This window comes from Cohnella nanjingensis, assembly GCF_014212125.1.
Taxonomy (GTDB): Bacteria; Bacillota; Bacilli; order Paenibacillales; family Paenibacillaceae; genus Cohnella; species Cohnella nanjingensis.
On sequence record NZ_JACJVP010000048.1, the window covers coordinates 1 to 19,396 of the forward strand.

The window sequence follows — 19,396 nt, forward strand, 5'->3', positions numbered from 1 at the left end:
TCCGATTCGATGCCCATCTGGCGCTTCAATCCGTCGAGGAAGTGAATCTGATGGAGCGGGAAGCGGCCAAAGTCGGCCATTCGGGCCAGACGTTCGAGACGGATATCAAACCCTATGAAATCAAATCGTTCCGCATCCGGTTCAGCTAGTAGGCCGGCACAGTCAGCGGGTATAAGCGATTGCCCTCAGGCGTGATGATCGGACCGGACGAGCGGCTGCCCGGCATCGAATTCGACGAATTGGAGCGCTGCGATATTGCAGAAATCATATCGTAAATCAATTAACTCAAGAGGTTAGTCGAGCCGTCAGGAGCTAACGCACCTGGCGGTTTTTCTTTAACATATCAGAAAGTATAAAAATCTGGGTGTCAGGGGCTACCCTATTTCAGAAAATCGGTTAGAGTGAAGATATGGAGAACAATGTACTGCGACGAATCTTTTTGGAGAATTGGGATCGTTTTTACGAAAAACGAAAAGATCGAATCCGGCCAGCGGTAGTAAAAGAAGTTGCGAAGTTTTTAGGTTGTGGGAATCCTCAGAATGGATTCAAGCAGGTATGTGAAGGCTGTCATGATATTCGGAAGGTTCCTTACCGGTGCAAGGGGCGATTTTGCACAACCTGTTCATGTGGGGAGACGGAAGAGTGGAGCCGGATGATGGCGGAAGATGTGTTCCAGGTCAACCATCGTCATATGATTTTCACAATTGATGAAGGCCTACGTGAGATTTTCTTAAAGCATCGTGAGATGTTGAAGGAATTCATGGATGAAGCGGTAAGTGTAGTACAAGAGCATTTCGAGAAGAAGCATATAGTGACGCCTGGGATCATAGCCGGCTTACATACATTTGGTTCGAAATTAAACTTTAATCCCCATGTACATATGCTGGTCACGATGGGCGGCATGACGGCAAACGGGGAATGGAAGACATACGACTACATTCCGTTCGCAAAGCTAAGAAAAGTATGGCAGACCGTGGTATTGAAGCTAATCCGGCGAACACTTGCGAAAGAAGAAAAGAGACGGGTGCAGCCCTTACTGCAAAAAGCCTACTCAGAAAATGAGGAAGGCTTCTATGTACATGCCCCGAAACAAAGCGGGAACGTGAAGGCGCAGCTTGGGTATATTGGCAGATATATACGCAGACCAGCGATAGCGGTAAAGCGAATTGTTTCATACGATGGGGAACAAGTCGTATTTCGTTACCACGACAAAACGGATGATACGGATAAAGAGGAGCAAGTGACCGTAGAAGAATTCATTTCACGGCTTATTCGGCATATTCCAGATGAGCAATTCAAGCATCGTTACCGGCTATCCAGATGGCACGTTTAAACCGAATGACAGGGTGTCGCGTGCGGAGTTTGCGGTCATGCTGATGTATATGCTGAAACCGCAAACGGAAGGGACGGCGCTGACTTTAACGGATACATCGAAAATCGGAGCCTGGGCGAAGAAAGCGGTCGCGCAAGCGGTGCAGGCTGGCATTATAAGCGGTTACCCGGACGGCTCGTTCCGTCCGGATGCGGACATCACACGCGCCGAGATGGCCGTGATGATCGCGAGAGCGCTACCGGAGGGAAGGTTGCAGTCCGGCTGAATCCACCATCCGCCGACGATCACCCATCGGCCTTCCTGTACCCGTTCTTGAATTTCTGCGAACATTGCCGGTTCGTTCTCTTCAATCCACTTGTAATAAGCCGCACAAGCGCAAGTAAATACGAAATCGGGAAAATCCCGCAGACGGTCCAGCGCCGAGCGGAAGGTTGCTTTGATTTCCGCATAGCCTTCTTGCCATTGCCAGAGCCAGACGGGGTCGAGATGCGCGTTACCGATTAGATGAACGTTAGCCATGTCTCACGCTCCTGTTTGTAGTGGGTTTACTTAGGATAGTAGCGCAAACGGCGTATCGGGAACATCGGCAAAAAAGACAATCATTTATATAATTAGGCCAAATACAGCGATATGCCATGTGGAATTTTTGTTTTTGCGTATTTAATGACATATAGGATATAATAACATTTAGGATAACAGTCATTTACGCTGAAGAGAGGAAGCGCGTATGGAAGAGAATCAGCCGATTTACAAGCAAGTTCATCAGTATATATTGAAGCAAATAAAACAGAACGTCTGGAAGCCAGGCGACAAAATTCCAACAGAGAAAGAATTGATGGAACAGTTCGACGTCAGCCGGATCACTATCTCCACCGCGCTGGCGAATTTGAGCAAGGAAGGGTGGATCAGCCGCATACAGGGTAAAGGCAGTTATGTGCTGGACAAGCGCCCGGACGAGCAGGAGAATACGGATGAGCCTGCGGATATAGCGGTGCCAATGCATAACGTCGGGAACGGCGGGTTTATCGGCGTGATTATGCTGAGTATGGAGGATTACTTTTCGATCCGTTTGTTTAAGGGAATTACAGATGCCATAATGGCTGACGGCGATCGCCGGCTGGTGATGATGCAGTCTTACAATTCTCCCGAGCGGGAGGCTGACGCGATTCGCGATATGCTCCGAAAAGGGGCCGAAGGGTTGATTATCTTCCCCGCCGATACCGGGTCCTATAGCGAAGAAGTGCTCCGATTGAAGTTGCAGCGGTTCCCTCTTGTCATTATCGACCGATACTTGATGGGCGTCGAAACCCATTATATCGGATCCGACGGCGTTGCCGGGGCGCAGAAGGCGGTTTCCCATCTGTATGACCTGGGACATCGCGATATTGCTATTTGTTCTGACAGCCCTTTGTCGCTTACATCGGTGGAACAGCGTATCCAAGGTTATATGAAGGAACTGAAGGAACGGGGCGAGTTGATCAATCCGGCTCTGATGCTGACGGATTTCTACGTCGTTTACGATGAACCGGAATTGGACTTGGAACATCCCCTGTGCCGGTATATTCGCAATGGCATGGCTACCGCCTATATTACCATCAACGGCAAGCTTGCGCTGCACATGATTAGGATCGCTCGTCAGCTAAACTTGGAAGTGCCGCGTGATTTCTCGCTCGTCACCTTCGATAATCCGATGCCGAGCCGGGAATTCGCGTTTTTTACGTATATCGATCAACGCGAATACGAAGTCGGCAAGCGGGCTGCCGGCGCTCTTCTTGATTTGTTGAACAAACAAGCTAGGGGGCAGCCTGCCGAGTTCGTGAAAATGTTCATAGAACCGGATCTCGTTGCCGGCGAATCAACGGCCGCCCTTGGCGATACGAAGCGCCGGCACCTCTGATTGAGCGGCAGACAGGACGCGAGCCGATTCGCCGAAATAAGGAACGGCCCCATAATGACGGCCATGCTTGTGCAAATACAAGCATGGCCGTTCGTGCTTTAGTGGCCGTATTTGAAAGATAGACAAAAGTCATTATAAATGCTATAGTTGTTATATGTCATCATATGTTTTTGTTGGTACTCTTGATCGAACGGGGGGCGAAATAAAAGACGACGAGGGATGTTGCTTTTTCGTGAACGCGTTTACATTAGCGATCTGGAGGTAGGGTATGGCAAACGAATGGGATGTATCGGGCAATGCGGCGGCGTCCCGAACCTTCGACGGGCCGACTGGCTGGAGAAAATTTTACAATAATCATCGCGATGTGATCATCGCTGCCATTATCTTGGGGCCGATGCTCTTCTGGTGGATGGTCGTAAGCGGATTTCCGACTGCATTCGGTTTTTTGCTAGGCTTCTTCAAATGGGGCGAGATTACTGCGTCTCCGAAATTCGTCTGGTTTGACAACTATATTCATTTCTTTCGGGATCCGCAATATTACATGGCGCTATGGCGATCGATCTGGATCGGCTTGCTTGTGACAGGGCTGAACATGCTCATCGGATTTTTGATTGCGCTGCTGATGAACCTGTCGTTGTTTGGAAAAGCGATATACCGGACGATGTGGTATGTGCCGGTCGTCACATCAGTGGTGGCGACAACGCAAATTTTCAATATTTTTCTGGACATCAATAATGGCGTCATAGACAACCTCATCAAACGGTTAGGTTATGAACCGATCCTTTGGCAATATTCGGTCGGGTGGGGCGTCTTCTGGATCGTCGTCTACTCGCTTTGGAAAGGGGTTGGCGGGATGGCCTTGCTTTGGCTGGCCGGCTTGCAGGCGGTCGATCCGATTTTGTACGAAGCGGCTGAAATCGACGGCGCCAACCGTCTGCAGAAGTTCTGGAACGTGACCTTGCCCGGTATTAAGCCGATCGCCACCTATGCGATCATTACGGGGTTGATCGGGGCTGTGCAAATTTACGAACAAGTCATGTTCATTACGCTCGGAGGACCTTACGGACAGACGGAAGTGCTCGTTTTCCGCATCTTGCGCGACGGCTTCTTCGATTTCAATATGGGAATGGCAGGTGCATCTTCCGTCGTCTTGTTTGCCGTTGTGTTCATATTTACGGTGTTTTATTTCCGGATGTTTGCGTCAGACAACGAGAAGAGTGACCCTAGAAGGGGGAGAAGGAAACGGCAATGAAGGTAAAGCCGATCAACCTATTTGGTCATATCATTTTGCTAGTCGGCGGCCTTGTGATGATCTATCCACTCATTTTTATGGTTCTGGCCAGCACGTTTACGAAACAAGAATATGCGGCGACAGTGCTTGGTCCGTTCCCGATCGCGATCAAGCCAACGTTTGCCAATTTCCGGATCATTGTCGGCGCGGCGAAGGATCATTTGGTGCAAATCTATTTCTTCAATTCTTTGTTTCGAACGCTCTACAGTGTCGTGTTTGCTTCGCTGACCGCATTCTTGGGAGGCTTCGTCTTCGCGCGTTTACGATTCAGAGGAAAAGATGGATTGTTCCTGTTTATGCTAGCGACGGCTATGATTCCAGGCGTTGTCGCCCTCATTCCCACCTATATCGAGTACGCCCGCTGGCCGTATGCGGGAGGCAATAACATCTTTATGGGAGGCAAAGGGATTCTCGATTCGTGGTGGGTATATATGATTGGCGGGCCGGCGCTCAACATCATGGGCGCGTTCCTTGTGAAGCAGTCCATGGAGAAGGTGCCGATCGAGCTTGATGAAGCGGCCAAAATAGATGGAGCCAGTACATTCCGCCTCATTTTCCAGATTCTTCTCCCGCTCCAGTTGCCTATTTTGGCGTTCATTGCGATCACGACGGCGCAAGCGACGTGGAATGACTGGGGGACGCCATTCTTCTTCACGTCGAGCGATAAGTTGCAAACGTTACCGGCTGCGATTACCCGGATATCTTCGATTGCGACGAGTGCGGGGGTACCTGATTATCCGCTTATGATTACGCTCGGTCTGGGGATCACGTTCCCGATGCTGCTGATCTTCTTTTTCTTCCAGCGCTTCTTTGTACAGGGGCTGGCTAATGCTGGTCTGAAAGGCTAAAAAGGACTTTATCGACATGTTGACATATAACAACATGTCGATATAATAAATGTGTAAGTCAAATTAGATGGGGAGGGATTTGGTTCATGGTACTGAAAAGGTGTGTAACTGTTTTGATCGCGGCTCTGTTGGTGTTTGCGGTGACGGCATGCGGAAGCGGCAAGTCGAACGACGGCAAGGCGGAGCAATCCGCGTCTACTGATCCGAGCAGCAGCAGTGCCGCAAGTGCTACTGAAAGCGGAGACAGCTCTTCCGCACCGGCAAACAAAACAGTCGTGATTAATGCAAACGCTGCCGACAATGTAGCGGGATCGGGGGAGGTCGCGGATCTCATTCAGGATCTCGAGAAGAAAATCAAGGAGGATGCCAATTCCGTCGACGAGGCTGGCAAGCAGCGTCTTGCCATCGCCAAAGCTGCGAACAAGGTTATGGCGGATCTGGGGTACGAGCTGAAACAGGAGGATTGGGGTTGGTCCGAACCGCTCGTTCAGAAGCAAACGGCGGCTTTGGTGGCCAAACAGACACCTGACATCATTACAGGCGAAACGCAATCTCCCGGTTTTGCGGCTCAAGGCTTGCTTGAACCTTTCCCGGACTGGCTTGATCAATTTGTTCGGGAGAACGTCGTCGAAGGCGCCTGGAAGCCTATGGAGTACCAAGGGAAAATATATGGAGTAGCGTTCCAGCCGGGCGTATCCGTCTTGTTCTGGAACAAGGATCTGTTCCGCAAATCGGGGCTTGATCCGGACAAAGGACCTGCCACCTGGTCGGAATGGCTTGAAATGTCGAAAAAGATCAACGAAGCGGGCAAAGGGAAATTTTACGGTTCCATCGTCTATTCCGGTCCGAACAACGGAGGTTATCTCCGCGCCGGTATTTATCCGCTTATGAACGGCGGGGGTTTCGTAAACGAAAACAACGAACCGATCTTCAACGATGAGAAAAATATGGCGGCATTCCAATTCTTGCGCGATCTGAACCAATACGCTCCGAAAGGAGCAATGGCGAACGGGAGCGAAGCGGCTTACTGGGATCCGGTCAATAAAAATCAGGTAGGTATTTGGGCGGAAGGTCCGTGGATGATTTCAATGTGCGCAACGAACAAGCTCGAGTGCGGCATGGGGCCGCTGCCGTTGCCGGATGGCGGCAAAGCGGCGAATATTACGATCGGGGCCGCATTCGCATCGGTGCCCGTCTATGCCAAGAACAAAGAAGGCGGGTTCAAGTTCATTGAAGCGATGCTGAGCGACGGCGTTCAACAGATGATCGCGGATACGGGTGTTCGTGCTCCCGTTACCAAAAAAATCGCCGAAGGGAAATTCAAGACGGAGCATCCGGAACTTTATCAGTTCTATGAAGCATTGCAGGGCAATGTGAGAGGATTGCCGACATTCTCGAAAGAAAACACCAAGGTTTGGCAAGTTTATGGCGATGCGATGGTCAGAACGCTTATGACGAACGAAGATATTAAGAAGATTTGGGACGACGCTCAAACGAAGGTCGAAGCTATGGTGAAATAAAAATGAGATAAGTGCTCCGTATCTTTGAATTACCCGAAGAGAGGAGCACTTTCTGCTAAAGGAAAGGATGGGAACTATGTCTGCTCAGCGAACATTCGATACCGTACATGTTGTCTCGCATACTCACTGGGACCGGGAATGGTACGAGGATTTTCAGGGATTTCGGATTCGGCTTGTCTACTTGATCGACGAACTGCTGGATTTAATGGAAAGGGAGCCGAATTATCGCTACTTCCTGATGGACGGGCAGACGATTGTCCTGGATGATTATCTGGAAATTCGCGGAGAGAATCGGGAGCGTCTGCTGAAGTTGATCCGCGATGGCCGAATCGGGGTCGGTCCGTGGTACGTCATGCCGGATGAATTTCTAGTCAGCGGCGAGTCCTTGATCCGCAATCTGCTAAAAGGATTCCGCAGCGCCAGAGCGCTGGGAGTGGAACCAGTCAAATCCGGGTACATTCCCGATATTTTCGGGCATAACAGCCAATTCCCGCAAATTTTGCGAGGATTCGGAATCGACAACGCCGTTTTGTTCCGAGGTTTCCACGGCGACGCCGACCCTTCCGAGATTTGGTGGGAAGGTGCTGACGGAAGCCGCGTTCTCGGCCTGAAGCTCGACGAGGATCGCTCGTACGGGGATTTCTACTTCTTTATCCGCTGGCCGTTTGCGGAAAGAGATTTCGTCTATGAAGAGGAAGAGCTGGTTCGCCGTGCGAGCGAAATGCTCGATTACAAAGAGAAACGCGCGACGACCCGTCTGTTGCTCGGTTTGGATGGCGTCGATCATATTGAGGTAGAGCCTCAACTTCCCTGGATCCTGAAGACGCTTAACGAGGCGCCTTCGTTACGAGGGGTCAAGTTCGAACACAGCACGCTCGAGACCTATTTAAGCGAATTACGCAGCCGAATCGGCGACTTGCGCGTATATCGCGGGGAGCAGCGAAGCCCGGGGTATAACGGCGTCAACAACTGGTTGCTCTCGAACGTGCTGTCTTCGCGCATTCACTTGAAACAGATGAATCAGCGGGTTGAACTGTTGCTGGAACGCTGGGTGGAGCCGTGGGCCGTCTTCGCCGCGCTGGAAGGCCGCGCGTACCCTTATTCATTCTTGCAGCGGGCCTGGGAGTTTCTGTTGCAGAACCATCCGCACGATTCGATTTGCGGCTGCTCCATCGATCAGGTACATAGCGACATGCAGTACAGATTCGACCAGAGCCGCTTGATCGCCGAGCATATGCTGGATGAACAGCTTCAATATTTGGTCCAACATATCGATGCAACGGAATTGCAAGGATCGGAATTGTTTGCCGTATTCAATCCGTCGCCGTTGCCTGTTGACGAGATCGTGATCGTAGACGTCGAAATGCCGCGCGACGCGAATGGCGGCATCTCGCAAGCGGTGTTCGGCGGCGCTCATATGCGGCTATTCGATTGCGACAATCGCGAAGTTCCCTATCAGCTCGTGTCGATCCGCCAGAACAGCGTGCGCCGTTTCCGGAAATACCGGGATATTCCGGGGGCAGAGCAAGTCGACAGGCTGCGAATAGCCTTCCGGGCGCACATTCCCGCATACGGCTATGCGGCCTATTCGATGGCGAAGGAGCGTATTCCGATGCCGCCTTTCGGACAATATTCAGCCGATCCCGTGCAGCCGAATCGGCTTCTCGGGACGATGAATCGGGGATCGGGCATATGGGAGAACGGCAAGCTCCGCGTTCTGGTGCAGCGGGACGGGACGATGGATGTTACCGATCTTGCAAGCGGCCGCACCTATGGGGGATTGCTGATCTTCGAAGACGAGGGGGATGTCGGCGAAGGGTGGAATCACGTGGCTCCGCTCGTCAACCAGACCTATTGGTCATGCGGGGAAGTCAGAAGCGTTGTCGCCCTGACAGATGGCCCGCTCGCTGCTTTGTTATGCATCGAACGCGTGTTTCACGTGCCTGTCGGCGTCGTACCTGACGAAAGCAGGCGAACCGACTCGACCGCCGAAGTACGGATGAAAACGTACGTAGAACTGCGTCGTGATGACCCGATGCTGCGGTGCCGCACCGTTATTGACAACACGGCGCGTAATCATCGGATGAAAATGCTTGTCCCGACTCATTTGCAATCTGATTCCTACTTCACAAGCACGCCTTTCGATCTGGTGGAGCGTCCCTTTAAAGCGCCTGACTATCCTCGCCATCTCGAGTTCGCCCGTCACGACATGCCTCATAATGGGCTCGTACTGGCGAAAGACGATGGCGGCGGGCTCGCCGTGTTCGCCAAAGGCATGTACGAAGTGTCGGCGCGAGACGACGAAGCGAAGACGATCGCGATGACGTTATTCCGCGGCACGAGAAATGAAGTGCTGACGGATGGCGGGGATGGCGGCCAACTGCTGAAGGAACTAACGTTCGAATTCGCGTTCCGCCCGTTTGGAGCCGAGTCCGACGCAGCCGACTTGGTAGAAGAACAGAAACGATTCGCGGTTGGGCTGCGGACGGCTCATACGAATCGGGACAAAGTTCGATACGGAAATCCGCAGCGTCGGGAAAGGACATTGCCTAAAGCGCATTCCTACCTCCACATCAGTGCGCCGGGTTTGGCGCTGAGCGCTCTGAAGCGAGCGGAAGATGAAGCGGACGCTTATATCGTGCGTGTGTGGAACCCGACCGACGGAATCGTTGAAGGCGATCTTTCTTTTGGCAGCAGAGTACAGGCGTTGAGCGAAGTCAACCTCGACGAACAGGATGTCGGCGAATTGGAAGGTTTTGTCCCGGGTTCCTCGAAGATTCGGCTGTCGCTCCGTGCCAAGCAGATCATGACTTTGAAGGTCAAATGGTCTCATTCGTAAGGAGGCGCGGTTTTGGAGAATTCCTGCATGAAGTGGTATAAGCGTCCTGTTCCGATCGTATTTTCGATGATTCTGATGGCATTGTTGATCTTGGCGGCGTTTTTGTTCCTGATACGGGGCGCTGCGCCGACGCCGGATCCGCTGCCGCAAGGCAGCTCCTCTGGTTCCGGGATTCCAGCTTCCATGGACGACTATTGGAATGGAAGGGCCGAGTGGAGTTTCTTCCGCAAAGATACGAATGCTAGCACAGGTGTGAGAGGTTATTATGCCGGCGCCAGTGTGAGAGTCATGAAAGATGGTACCTGGTATTTGTTCAATCGCAAAGCTGTAAAAGATCCAAGTATACAATGCGGGACAGGAGACGTTCTGGAAACGCAGGTTCGGAAATCCACCGATAAAGGAGTTACTTGGTCTGATCCCGTCGTCATTGTCCCGCATAAGTTGGGCACGGCCTATTCGTGCGCGGCAACGGATGGCGGAGTTTGGTATAACGAGAAGGAGAACAAATGGGTTTACTTGTTCCAATGCCTGGACAACTCAAGTTCCTCTACCTGGAATGGATGTGTGCTGTCCAGAGAGGGAGACGATCCGATGGGGCCGTTCACGATCGAGCCTCCGGGCGGCAATCCCGTCATCGTGTCGGGTCAGCTATGGAATGCGATCTGCGACGACTTTGACGACGATTGCTCAAGTCTCAGCTTCGGACCTCGCCAAGTGTATGACGAAGGTACCTTCGATATTTTCAAATATGACGGCACTTACTACTGGGTAGGCTTCCACGGCTTCGACCGGGCGCATGGATTCCGAGGCATCGCCAAAACAGCCGATTTCCAAACATGGATTGCCGGTGATCCTTCCCAAGGCGTACCGAGCGATGCGATTCAGGATCTGCAAGATTCCGCTACATGGCGTGAGCAATGGGATCAATTCGGATCGATCGGGGTCGGCGCGGGCAGCATGATCGAAGAAGGAGACTACTACTACAATCTCGTAGAAGCGTCCGACATCAACCTTTCATGCCTTTATAACCAGAATTGGGATATCGGACTGTTCCGTAGTAAGTCGCTTACGAACACGGCTTGGGAGCAGTACCCGGGCGGCAATCCGATTATCTATTCCAGCAAAGCCAAAGAAGAGGAACGCGGTAGTCCCCCTTGCAATGTACAGTACGCAAGATTATTCCAAGACCCGACCAACGGCTTCACTTATATGGCCTATGGCCGAAATTCGAATGATCCGGAATATGATGGGTTTTATTGGTATCGCCTTGAGAAGTCTTACAATCTATTGACGAATGGGAATCTATGGCGGGCAGACACCGAAGGTTGGAAGACAGATGGAGAGGGCGTGAAGATCGAAGCGCTTCGGCTGCCGAACAACTCGCCGGACGGTACGCCTTATATGGCGATCAGTTGTAAAGAAGGGTGCGGAAAATCGAGCGCTGTCTATCAGGAGATAGAGATTCCGACAAATGCTGAGGGGATCGTTCGGTTTGGTGGAAAGTTCTTGTCCGAAGAGAAAGACGGTGCGCTGGACATTCTCGTACGGCAAATGAATGCCGATCATAAAATGCTGCGAACAGACAAGTATTCTATAGCTGCATCAACCAGTTGGGCGTCCTTCGACCAGTCCATTGCGCTGAAATCTAAAACCGTTCTATTACGGTACGAGATTATTCCAAGGAATGGTGGCCTGACATACCGAGCGGACGATCTGTATGTGGAGACTTCGACCAGTGATAACCGTCGGCAGGTATCCCCCTGATGCCGCAGTTTCACAATAGAGGAGGATCACCAAAAATGAAAAAATGGCTTTCATTCCTGCTGGCAGCGGCGTTATTGGTTTCGATAGCTGCTCCGGCAGCTGCACAAACCGGGAGCGGGGAAGTCGACTCCGAACAAACAGCGCCAATTATCCGCACGACGTTCCAAACCGAGTTGGGTTATTCCGAGAAGTACGATGTGAAGTCGGACGCGGTCATGGTATACGCGACCAAATCTGAAGGCTTGACTGCTTTGATCCATTCGTGGAAAAACAAAGGCTATCGCGTCGACGCGATGATCTCGATCAGCCACGATTGGGAAGGAATCTATGAATTGGGCACGGAGAGCGGCATTCCGCATCCGGAAGTGGTGCAGATGCGCAAAGACGGAACTAAATTCCGCCATGTCGATCCGAAAACCGGTTACGTGACACCGACGCAGGGCTGGAACGATTACCTGCTGGGCATCGCGAAGCAGGTGGCCGACGCGGGCGCGCATGACATCGTCTTCGAGGAGCCGGAATATTATACCGATGCAGGATATGAAGGCGCATTCAAGAGCGAGTGGCAAGCCTATTACGGGACGGAGTGGGAAGATCCGGCTTCTTCCGATCAGGCGCGATTCAAGAGCGAGAAGCTGAAGGCGTACCTATACACGCGATCAATCAATTATATCTCCACAAAACTGAAGGAATATAAGCCGGGGCTCGAAGTCTGGGTCGCTTCCCACAGCACGATCAATTACAACAACTATAGTGTTGTAGCGGCGAATATCGACTATTATGATTTGCCCAATATCGACGGGTTTATCGGTCAGGCATGGTCGGATACGGCACGCTATCCGATCCCGTTCGAAGGACAACAGGAAGAGCATTTATTCGAATCGGCCTTCCTGGAATACTCGTCGCTCAGCGAGCTGCAGAAGACTGGGGATGGCAAGTCGCTCTATGCATTGGCTGATCCGAAATCCGACAACCCGAACCTGGACAGCGACTGGGAGAAGGTAGAAGCCGATTACAAGCAGACGATCATCGCCCAATTTCTGCAGCCGAAGCTGAACAAGTTCCAAATCATGCCGTGGCCATCCAGAGCGTTCGTACCGGCGCCGATGACGTACAAGACGATTCAGATGAACGTATTCGAAGCGTCCAAAGCGTTGTCGGAACAGCCGTTCCGGATGGAGGCAGGAACGCAAGGCGTCACGTTCCTCATTTCGGATACGATGACCTATCAGCGCGGCAGCCAGTCGACGGCGGCGGCCGCAGCGATGTACGGTCCGACGATGCCGCTTGTGGTCAAAGGCATTCCGGTGAATGTGATGCCAGTTGAGCGGAGCGTGACATCGGAGGCGTTGGCCCATACGAAAGTGCTGGTCATGAGCTACGATTCCTGGAATCCGCTCAAGCCGGAATACAACGATGCCATCGCCGATTGGGTGAAGAATGGCGGCATACTGCTCTATCTAGGCGGAGAAAACAAGTTCCAGCATATTGACGAGTGGTGGAACGATGTCGGCAGCCCGCAACAGGATTTGTTGAACAAACTCGGGGTATCGGCTGCGAACGGATCGGCCGTGCCGGTCTCGGGACGGGAAACCGCCTTGCAGCCAACCGAATCGGCAAATTCGATCGGAAGCGGGGAGTCGATTACCGTACCGAAGCCATACACGCTCACTTCCTATACGCTGTCGGGAAGCGCGGTGCCGCTCTATCAGACGGGCAACCAAACGGTCGCTTTCCGGCAACAGACCGGACAAGGGCAATTGATCTACTTCGGGGCAGATCCTTCCTTCTTCTCTTCGAGCAAGGTTGCGGCGCAAGCCATGCGGGATTTGACGAAGTATGCGCTGGGTTGGGCAGGGGTCTCTTACACGGAATCAAACACGATGAAGGCGGTGCGCGGACCGTTCGTTGCCGTGCATACGGAGGAACAATCCGCGGTAATTCCCGGACGCTACATTGATTTGTGGGATTCGCGACTGACAGTAGTCGACAACAAAGCGATGTTGGCTCATTCCAGCGCAATGTTGTACGACATCTCCCTAATCGATACCTCCGTCGTTCCGAAAGTTTATTTTGCGAACGGAGAGATTTCGGATCGTCAAGAAACGGCGACGGAAACGAAAGTAACCGTGGCAGGACCGAAGGATACACAGGCGGCGTTAAGAATCGGCGCGGCAAGCGCGTATCCGCAACAAGTAACGGCGACCGATTCGCAAGGGCAGCCGGTTTCGGCTCATTGGGAGTGGGAGAATGCCAGTCGCTCGCTGCTCGTCAAATTCGGACATCAGCCGCAGGGCGTGACGGTGAATGTCGACTGGTCTAGTGAGCAGTTGGCCGATACGCCGCAAACCGAGTTGACAGAGTTTGTGATCCGGACAAACAGTAAAAACGAAGATGCCGATTACAAAGGTACATTCGTCGGATCCGTCGGAGCCAATCCGTCCTTCCGATTCGCGGACGGTACGAGCAAGATGGTGTATAAGCTAAACATGAGCGCATTTCCGCAAGCGGAGCTGACGTTGGAACTGGCCAACAATTTCACTGTTGAACTGTCGCCGGACGGCACATCCTGGTCGGAGGTGCTGAACGCTCAGGCGATGACGGGAATAGATGAGCACAATATGGCCAATCGCGATAAATATGCGGTCAACTATGAAGCCTATAAAGCTGCTGACGGCTTACTGTATATCCGGATCGGAGACGGTTCGCCGACGGATGGCTGGGGCGGTGCCCTGTTCGGCATTTCCATCCGTTACATGCAACCGGTCCCGGCAGTCAGTTTGGCGTACAGCCCCGACTCGGTTACGCTGAAAGGGGAACAAGCGCAGTCCTATCACGTGCTCCTAACGAATGAGAGCGGCCAGTCGCAGCAGGTCAACCTGGCGGCAATGCCGATCGCGCTGCCGACGCAGCTTCTTTCCTTTACGCCAGGTTCATTGGATGAAGCGCCTTACCTGTTTAAAGAAGAGGGAACAGGGGTTTCGCCAACAAAGAACTACAGGCATATGGACAACAGGAGCTATGCGATCTACAAGTTTCAATTGCCGGAAGGATTCGTAGATCCGAAACTGTCCATCGATATCGGCAATCAGTTCGTTGTCTCCTTGGCGAGCCAGCTGACTTATCAACCAACGGACAATAACTGGAGCGTCGTGGATTCCGACTGGACTGTTGTCGATAAGGAAACCAATCATGTGACCGACTTGGTATCTAACCGAAGCGTGCGGACGTACGATGTAGGCGCATATGTAAATGCCAACCGCGAGTTTTATTTAAAATTTTCCGACAGCTTTCCGGAGGACGGGTGGGGGGCGCTGATACTGAACATCAGTTTGTCCGGCGCACAGACGGTTCCGCTCGATACAACGTTTTCCGCTCAGCAGTTCACGCTTGGCGCGAAGCAATCGCAGGAGATTGCATTTTCGCTGCGCGCCTCGGAAAGCACCCCCGCCGGAACATATGAACAAAAGCTCAAAGTGACTGCGGACGCAGGGGAAATGGTTTATAAGCTTCCGGTCATCGTCAAAATGGATCCTCCGTTCTATGCGGCGCAAAAATCGTATTCGAACATTTCGATCGATGGTCAAATTTCTGACGGCGAATGGGACAACGCGGATGAAATCGTTGTTTCTCCGGACTCGCCGATTATGCGAAAATTCGGCAAAGTGTGGGGAGCGGTTACGGATGGCGCCGATTTGACAAGCCGTTACAAAATCAAATGGGATCAAAACAACTTGTATTTGCTCGAGCAGCGTTCGGACAATGTCGTTCATTTTACGGATATCGGCTCTCAAATGTACTTGTCGGACGCGACTATGCTGTTTCTCGACATCGACCACAACAAGTCGGGCAGCAGTTACCGCGATGGAGATTATGCGATTATGATGACGCCGGGTGGAACTGTGGGCGCGGAAAACCCGCGCATCTTCATCCGCGAAGGTCATGACGACGGCGCGCGCGAGTACGCGTTTATCGGAGGGCAAATCGCAGCGAAAGTAATGAACAACGGTTACGTGATGGAAGCGGCGATCCCTTGGAGCGCGTTGAATGTTTATCCGTTTACGCCGGCCGGCGGCGCTCAGATCGGCATGACTCTTCTGAGTACAGATAATGATGATGTCGGGGATCGCAAGAAATGGGGCCAGGCGATGTGGGTTGGCGACGGCGATAATCAGGCCAATTGGGCCGATATGACGTTCGTCGAGCTGAAAAAACTGGATATAGCGCTGCCCGCCAAGCTAGATGTCGGCTCTAGTGCTGATGCCTCTGTGAACGAGGTGTACACGGATGGAACGACAAAGCCGCCGATCTGGCCGCTGACGTTCAGCAGCAGTGATCCTAATGTCGCTTCCGTCGACCCTCATACCGGGAAAGTGACAGGCGTAAAGCGCGGCGAGGCGGTCATTACCGTCACATCCGGTCAGGACGCCGGCATTACCGGACGGTTCCGCATGACGATCGAGCCGGTTTTGCAAAGCATCAGCATCCAGTCGCCCGCTAAAATGAAAGTTGGCGATACCGACTATCCGATTGTTCTCGGGCATTACAATGACGGCATCGACAGCCGAGTAACGGAGGGACTGGCGTTCAGCAGCGAGAAGACGAGCGTCGCTACGATCGACGCCGCGACCGGGTTGATTCGTGCGCTGAAGCCGGGCAATACGCGAATTACGGCCGTTTACACAGGTCATCCCGCGATCAAGGCGGAAGTCAAGCTGCTTGTTCATCCCAAATAGGATTTGATAGGAAATGAACGTTATTTTCGTCTGAAGTCGATAAGTTAGCAGGAAGAGCATATTGAGGAAACGTAGTTCAATCTTGATCAAGGAGAGGTATTTATGTTTACCGTGATCAGAATGAGAAACGTTTGGGGCATCGCTATCGGGCTCGCGTTCATTTTGCAGGCGTTTATCACTTTCCTGCCTCACACATCGCCGTTGTCGTCAACCGCGCATGCGGCAACTGGCACGGGGACGCCCGGCACGATGGCTGATTATTGGAACGGCAACGCCGATTGGGTGTTCCTGCGCAAGGATACGCAGACAAGCACCGGGTTCAAAAGCTATTTCGACGGAGCTCAGGTCAAGATGATGAGCGACGGCACATGGTACTTGTTCAATCGCAGATATACACCCGAGACAGCCTGTTCGGGAGGATGGGCACTGGAAATGCAGGTGCGCAAATCAACCGATAAAGGCGTTACCTGGTCTGCGCCGGTCCTCGTCCTCCCCCATGTTACCGGCACTCCGTATGCTTGTGACGCTACCGATGGCGATGTGATTTACAATGCGACCGAGAACCAATGGCATTTCCTGTTCCAATGTTCCGATGGAACAAGCTGGAAGGGCTGCATGCTGTCACGCGCGGGCGCTAACCCGATGGGGCTGTTCACGATAGCGCCGGCTAGCGGCAATCCGGTTATTACAGGGGGACAGTTGTGGAATCAGATTTGCAATACGCCGACGAAAAAGTGTTCCGTGATTGCCGGCGGATCGGGCAAGGTTTACGACGAGGGCACGTTTAATATTTTCAAATATGACGGCTCTTATTATTGGGTAGGCTTCCACGGCTTTGACGGCGTCCACGGCTATCGCGGCATCGCCAAGACGGCCGATTTCCAGAACTGGATCGCCGGGGATTCGGCGCAAGGCGTTCCGGCGGACGCGGTGATGACGCCCAACGATTCGGCAACATGGCGCGAGAACTGGGCGACCGGCGGTTCCGTTGGCGGCGGAGCCGGAAGCATGATTCAGGAAGGAAACTACTACTACCACCTGGTGGAAGCGGCCGATATCAATCTGGGCTGTAACTATAATCAAAGCTGGGATTATGGGCTGTTTCGCAGCAGTTCGCTTACGAACACGACCTGGGATCAGTTTCCGCGAGGCAATCCGGTCATCTACTCCAGTCGGGCTGTGGAAGACGCGAACGGTATTCAACCGTGCAATGTGCAGTATGCGGGGCTGTACAAAGATCCGACAGACGGCTCTATCTATCTGGCATATGGTCGCCGCTCGAACGATGCGAACTATGACGGGCTTTATTGGTATCGTCTGGAGAAATCCATCAATTTGCTGAAAAATAGCGATTTTGGGATGGCAAGCACTGATTACTGGAACCATCTGGGACCGGGTACGAATTGGGTTGCCTATCGCTTGCCGAACAACTCGCCGGATGGTACGCCGTATCTGGCAAGCAACTGCGGCGGAACTTGCGTTGGAACGAACAGCATCTATCAGGATGTGTCAATCGCCGGCGGGACGAGTGGTACTTTGCGTTTCGGCGGGAAGTTTATGTCCGAAGCGGCTAGCGGTTCGTTATCTTTGGTCGCTCGTCAGTTTGACGGCAGCGGGGCGATCATTCAAACGGACATCCTTCCGATCAACACGACGGCCAGCTGGGCGTCTTTCGGTCAAACCGTTTCGCTGCAAGCGGCGACACGAATGATTCGGTACGAGTACTATATGTGGGCCAATGTGACGTATCGTGCCGACGACGCATATTTGCAAATATCGACTACCGATACGGTTGCGCCGAGTGCGGTAACGGATTTGAAAGTGTCGTCGGTGACTTCAAAATCTGCGGTGTTGTCCTGGACGGCGCCGGGGAATGACGGCGGCGCAGGTACGGCGGCTTCCTATGATTTTCGTTATTCTACAGCTCCGATAACCAATGCCAATTGGGCCAGCGCGATACCTGTGTCTGGAGCGCCAGCACCGATCGTCGGCGACAACGTGCAGTCTTTCACGGTAACGGGGTTGAGTCCGGGTACGAATTATTATTTTGCGATGAAGACGTCTGATGCCGTACCGAATGTGTCGGGACTATCGAACGTGCCGAGCGGAACAACTTCGAACTGATTTTGCCCGAGCCGCGGGCACGCTGTCGGGGGGAGAAGCGCAGCGGATCCGGCTGGCGACGCAGATCGGTTCGAGCTTGATGGGCGTCCTGTACATTCTGGACGAACCGAGCATCGGCTTGCATCAGCGCGACAACGACCGGCTCATTCAGACGCTGAGCCATATGCGCGATCTCGGCATCCACATCCGGAGCTGGGCGTGCACCACTTCCGGTTCGCAGTCGCGCTGGTCGGCTCCGAATCGAACAGCGAGCTCATTGATTAGGCCAGAAGTTTCTTCATCCGCTGCATGTCGTAGCGGACAAAGCCCACGAGGGCAGATTGCCTACAACGAACAGCATGGCTGGACCGATATCCGGCGGAGTCGCCGTCTCTGCGATCAAGTTGGCGGAAGACGGAAGCGGGGATTGGATCGTACGGCTTTATGAGACAGAAGGAAGGAAGGAAGACGGAAGCAGGAGTGCGGCTTCCAAGTGCTCCGCGGCAAGCGCGGCTCGTCGATATGCACGAGGTACCGCTCCTGGATGCGCCAGCCTTCGGTATCGACGACGATCAGGCGACCGTTCCGATGGCTGCCAACACGATTGCAAACATCAGGCTGACGTTTTGAAAAGCGACTAGATAATTGAGCAGGAGGTACTGTGGTGCTTCATGATAACATGCTGTTGACGGCACGCAAATTGGAGGCACGCATCCGGGAACTGGAGCGTTACCGCTATACCGACCACCGTCAAACCGGTCCCTTCCGGTTTTGGGTCGATCAAGAGGCGGTAGTCGGGGCGATGCCTCCCGAGGACGCCCAGTGGACCGAGATCGGGCTGGGCGGCCGATGGCGTGGCTGGGACCTGACCGCCTGGCTGAAGGCGGAGGTGACCGTTCCGGCCGAATGGGCGGGAAGGCGGATGCTCGGCCTGTTCGACTTCGGCAGAACGGGGTACGGCCACACGTCGGGCTTCGAATCGCTCTTGTTTCTGAACGGGAAACCGTACCAGGGGGTCGGCGGCAACCATAACGAGGTGTTGCTCCCGCCGGAAACCGCCGGGCA

The 19,396-nt window shown here is 53.1% G+C and carries 12 protein-coding genes and 3 pseudogenes; 14 read left to right on the forward strand and 1 reads right to left on the reverse strand.

Annotated elements, in window-relative coordinates; translation table 11 throughout:
• Positions 1–17: 17 nt before the first annotated feature.
• The 3 genes and pseudogenes from H7C19_RS35795 (at position 18) to H7C19_RS28175 (ending at position 1,598) form a co-directional block, all read left to right on the forward strand.
• A complete protein-coding gene (locus tag H7C19_RS35795) occupies positions 18–149 on the forward strand; it encodes a glycosyl hydrolase-related protein (RefSeq protein ID WP_221469530.1) in 132 nt (43 codons plus the stop codon).
• Positions 150–409: 260 nt separating this feature from the next.
• Positions 410–1,300, forward strand: a pseudogene (locus H7C19_RS28170) (IS91 family transposase); the annotation flags it as partial.
• A complete protein-coding gene (locus H7C19_RS28175) occupies positions 1,287–1,598 on the forward strand; it encodes an S-layer homology domain-containing protein (protein WP_185672431.1) in 312 nt (103 codons plus the stop codon). The pseudogene H7C19_RS28170 and the gene H7C19_RS28175, both read left to right, overlap by 14 nt.
• Here H7C19_RS28175 and H7C19_RS28180 read toward each other — a convergent pair.
• Entirely contained in the window at positions 1,496–1,852 is a 357-nt protein-coding gene (locus H7C19_RS28180; protein ID WP_185672432.1) for a glycoside hydrolase family 38 N-terminal domain-containing protein, read from the reverse strand. The genes H7C19_RS28175 and H7C19_RS28180 overlap by 103 nt on opposite strands.
• A 208-nt stretch (positions 1,853–2,060) precedes the next feature.
• Here H7C19_RS28180 and H7C19_RS28185 point away from each other — a divergent pair, with 208 nt between their 5' ends.
• From H7C19_RS28185 to H7C19_RS28230, 11 genes and pseudogenes are all read left to right on the forward strand, one after another.
• Positions 2,061–3,230, forward strand: coding sequence for a GntR family transcriptional regulator (locus tag H7C19_RS28185; protein ID WP_185672433.1), 1,170 nt, complete (start codon positions 2,061–2,063; stop codon positions 3,228–3,230).
• Positions 3,231–3,498: 268 nt separating this feature from the next.
• Positions 3,499–4,482, forward strand: a complete 984-nt coding sequence (locus H7C19_RS28190; protein WP_185672434.1) for a carbohydrate ABC transporter permease — start codon at positions 3,499–3,501, stop codon at positions 4,480–4,482.
• Entirely contained in the window at positions 4,479–5,369 is an 891-nt protein-coding gene (locus H7C19_RS28195) for a carbohydrate ABC transporter permease (protein ID WP_185672435.1), read from the forward strand. The genes H7C19_RS28190 and H7C19_RS28195 overlap by 4 nt, the downstream gene beginning before the upstream one ends.
• 86 nt (positions 5,370–5,455) lie before the next feature.
• Positions 5,456–6,889 (forward strand): extracellular solute-binding protein, encoded by a 1,434-nt coding sequence (locus tag H7C19_RS28200; protein ID WP_185672436.1) that lies wholly within the window; start codon positions 5,456–5,458, stop codon positions 6,887–6,889.
• A 76-nt stretch (positions 6,890–6,965) separates the two neighbouring features.
• Positions 6,966–9,728: an alpha-mannosidase gene (locus H7C19_RS28205; RefSeq protein ID WP_185672437.1), complete on the forward strand. Its 2,763-nt coding sequence runs from the start codon at positions 6,966–6,968 to the stop codon at positions 9,726–9,728.
• Between the two features lie 27 nt (positions 9,729–9,755).
• Positions 9,756–11,492, forward strand: coding sequence for a glycoside hydrolase family protein (locus H7C19_RS28210; RefSeq protein ID WP_185672438.1), 1,737 nt, complete (start codon positions 9,756–9,758; stop codon positions 11,490–11,492).
• 35 nt (positions 11,493–11,527) lie between these two features.
• Complete coding sequence (locus tag H7C19_RS28215) at positions 11,528–16,228, forward strand: sugar-binding protein (RefSeq protein ID WP_185672439.1); 4,701 nt, start codon at positions 11,528–11,530, stop codon at positions 16,226–16,228.
• 102 nt (positions 16,229–16,330) lie between these two features.
• Entirely contained in the window at positions 16,331–18,352 is a 2,022-nt protein-coding gene (locus tag H7C19_RS28220; RefSeq protein WP_185672440.1) for a fibronectin type III domain-containing protein, read from the forward strand.
• A gap of 338 nt (positions 18,353–18,690) precedes the next feature.
• Positions 18,691–18,765 (forward strand): annotated as a pseudogene (locus H7C19_RS35800) (hypothetical protein); the annotation flags it as partial.
• Positions 18,766–18,775: 10 nt separating this feature from the next.
• Complete coding sequence (locus H7C19_RS28225; protein ID WP_246469868.1) at positions 18,776–18,961, forward strand: hypothetical protein; 186 nt, start codon at positions 18,776–18,778, stop codon at positions 18,959–18,961.
• A gap of 34 nt (positions 18,962–18,995) precedes the next feature.
• Positions 18,996–19,396, forward strand: a pseudogene (locus tag H7C19_RS28230) (alpha-mannosidase); the annotation flags it as partial.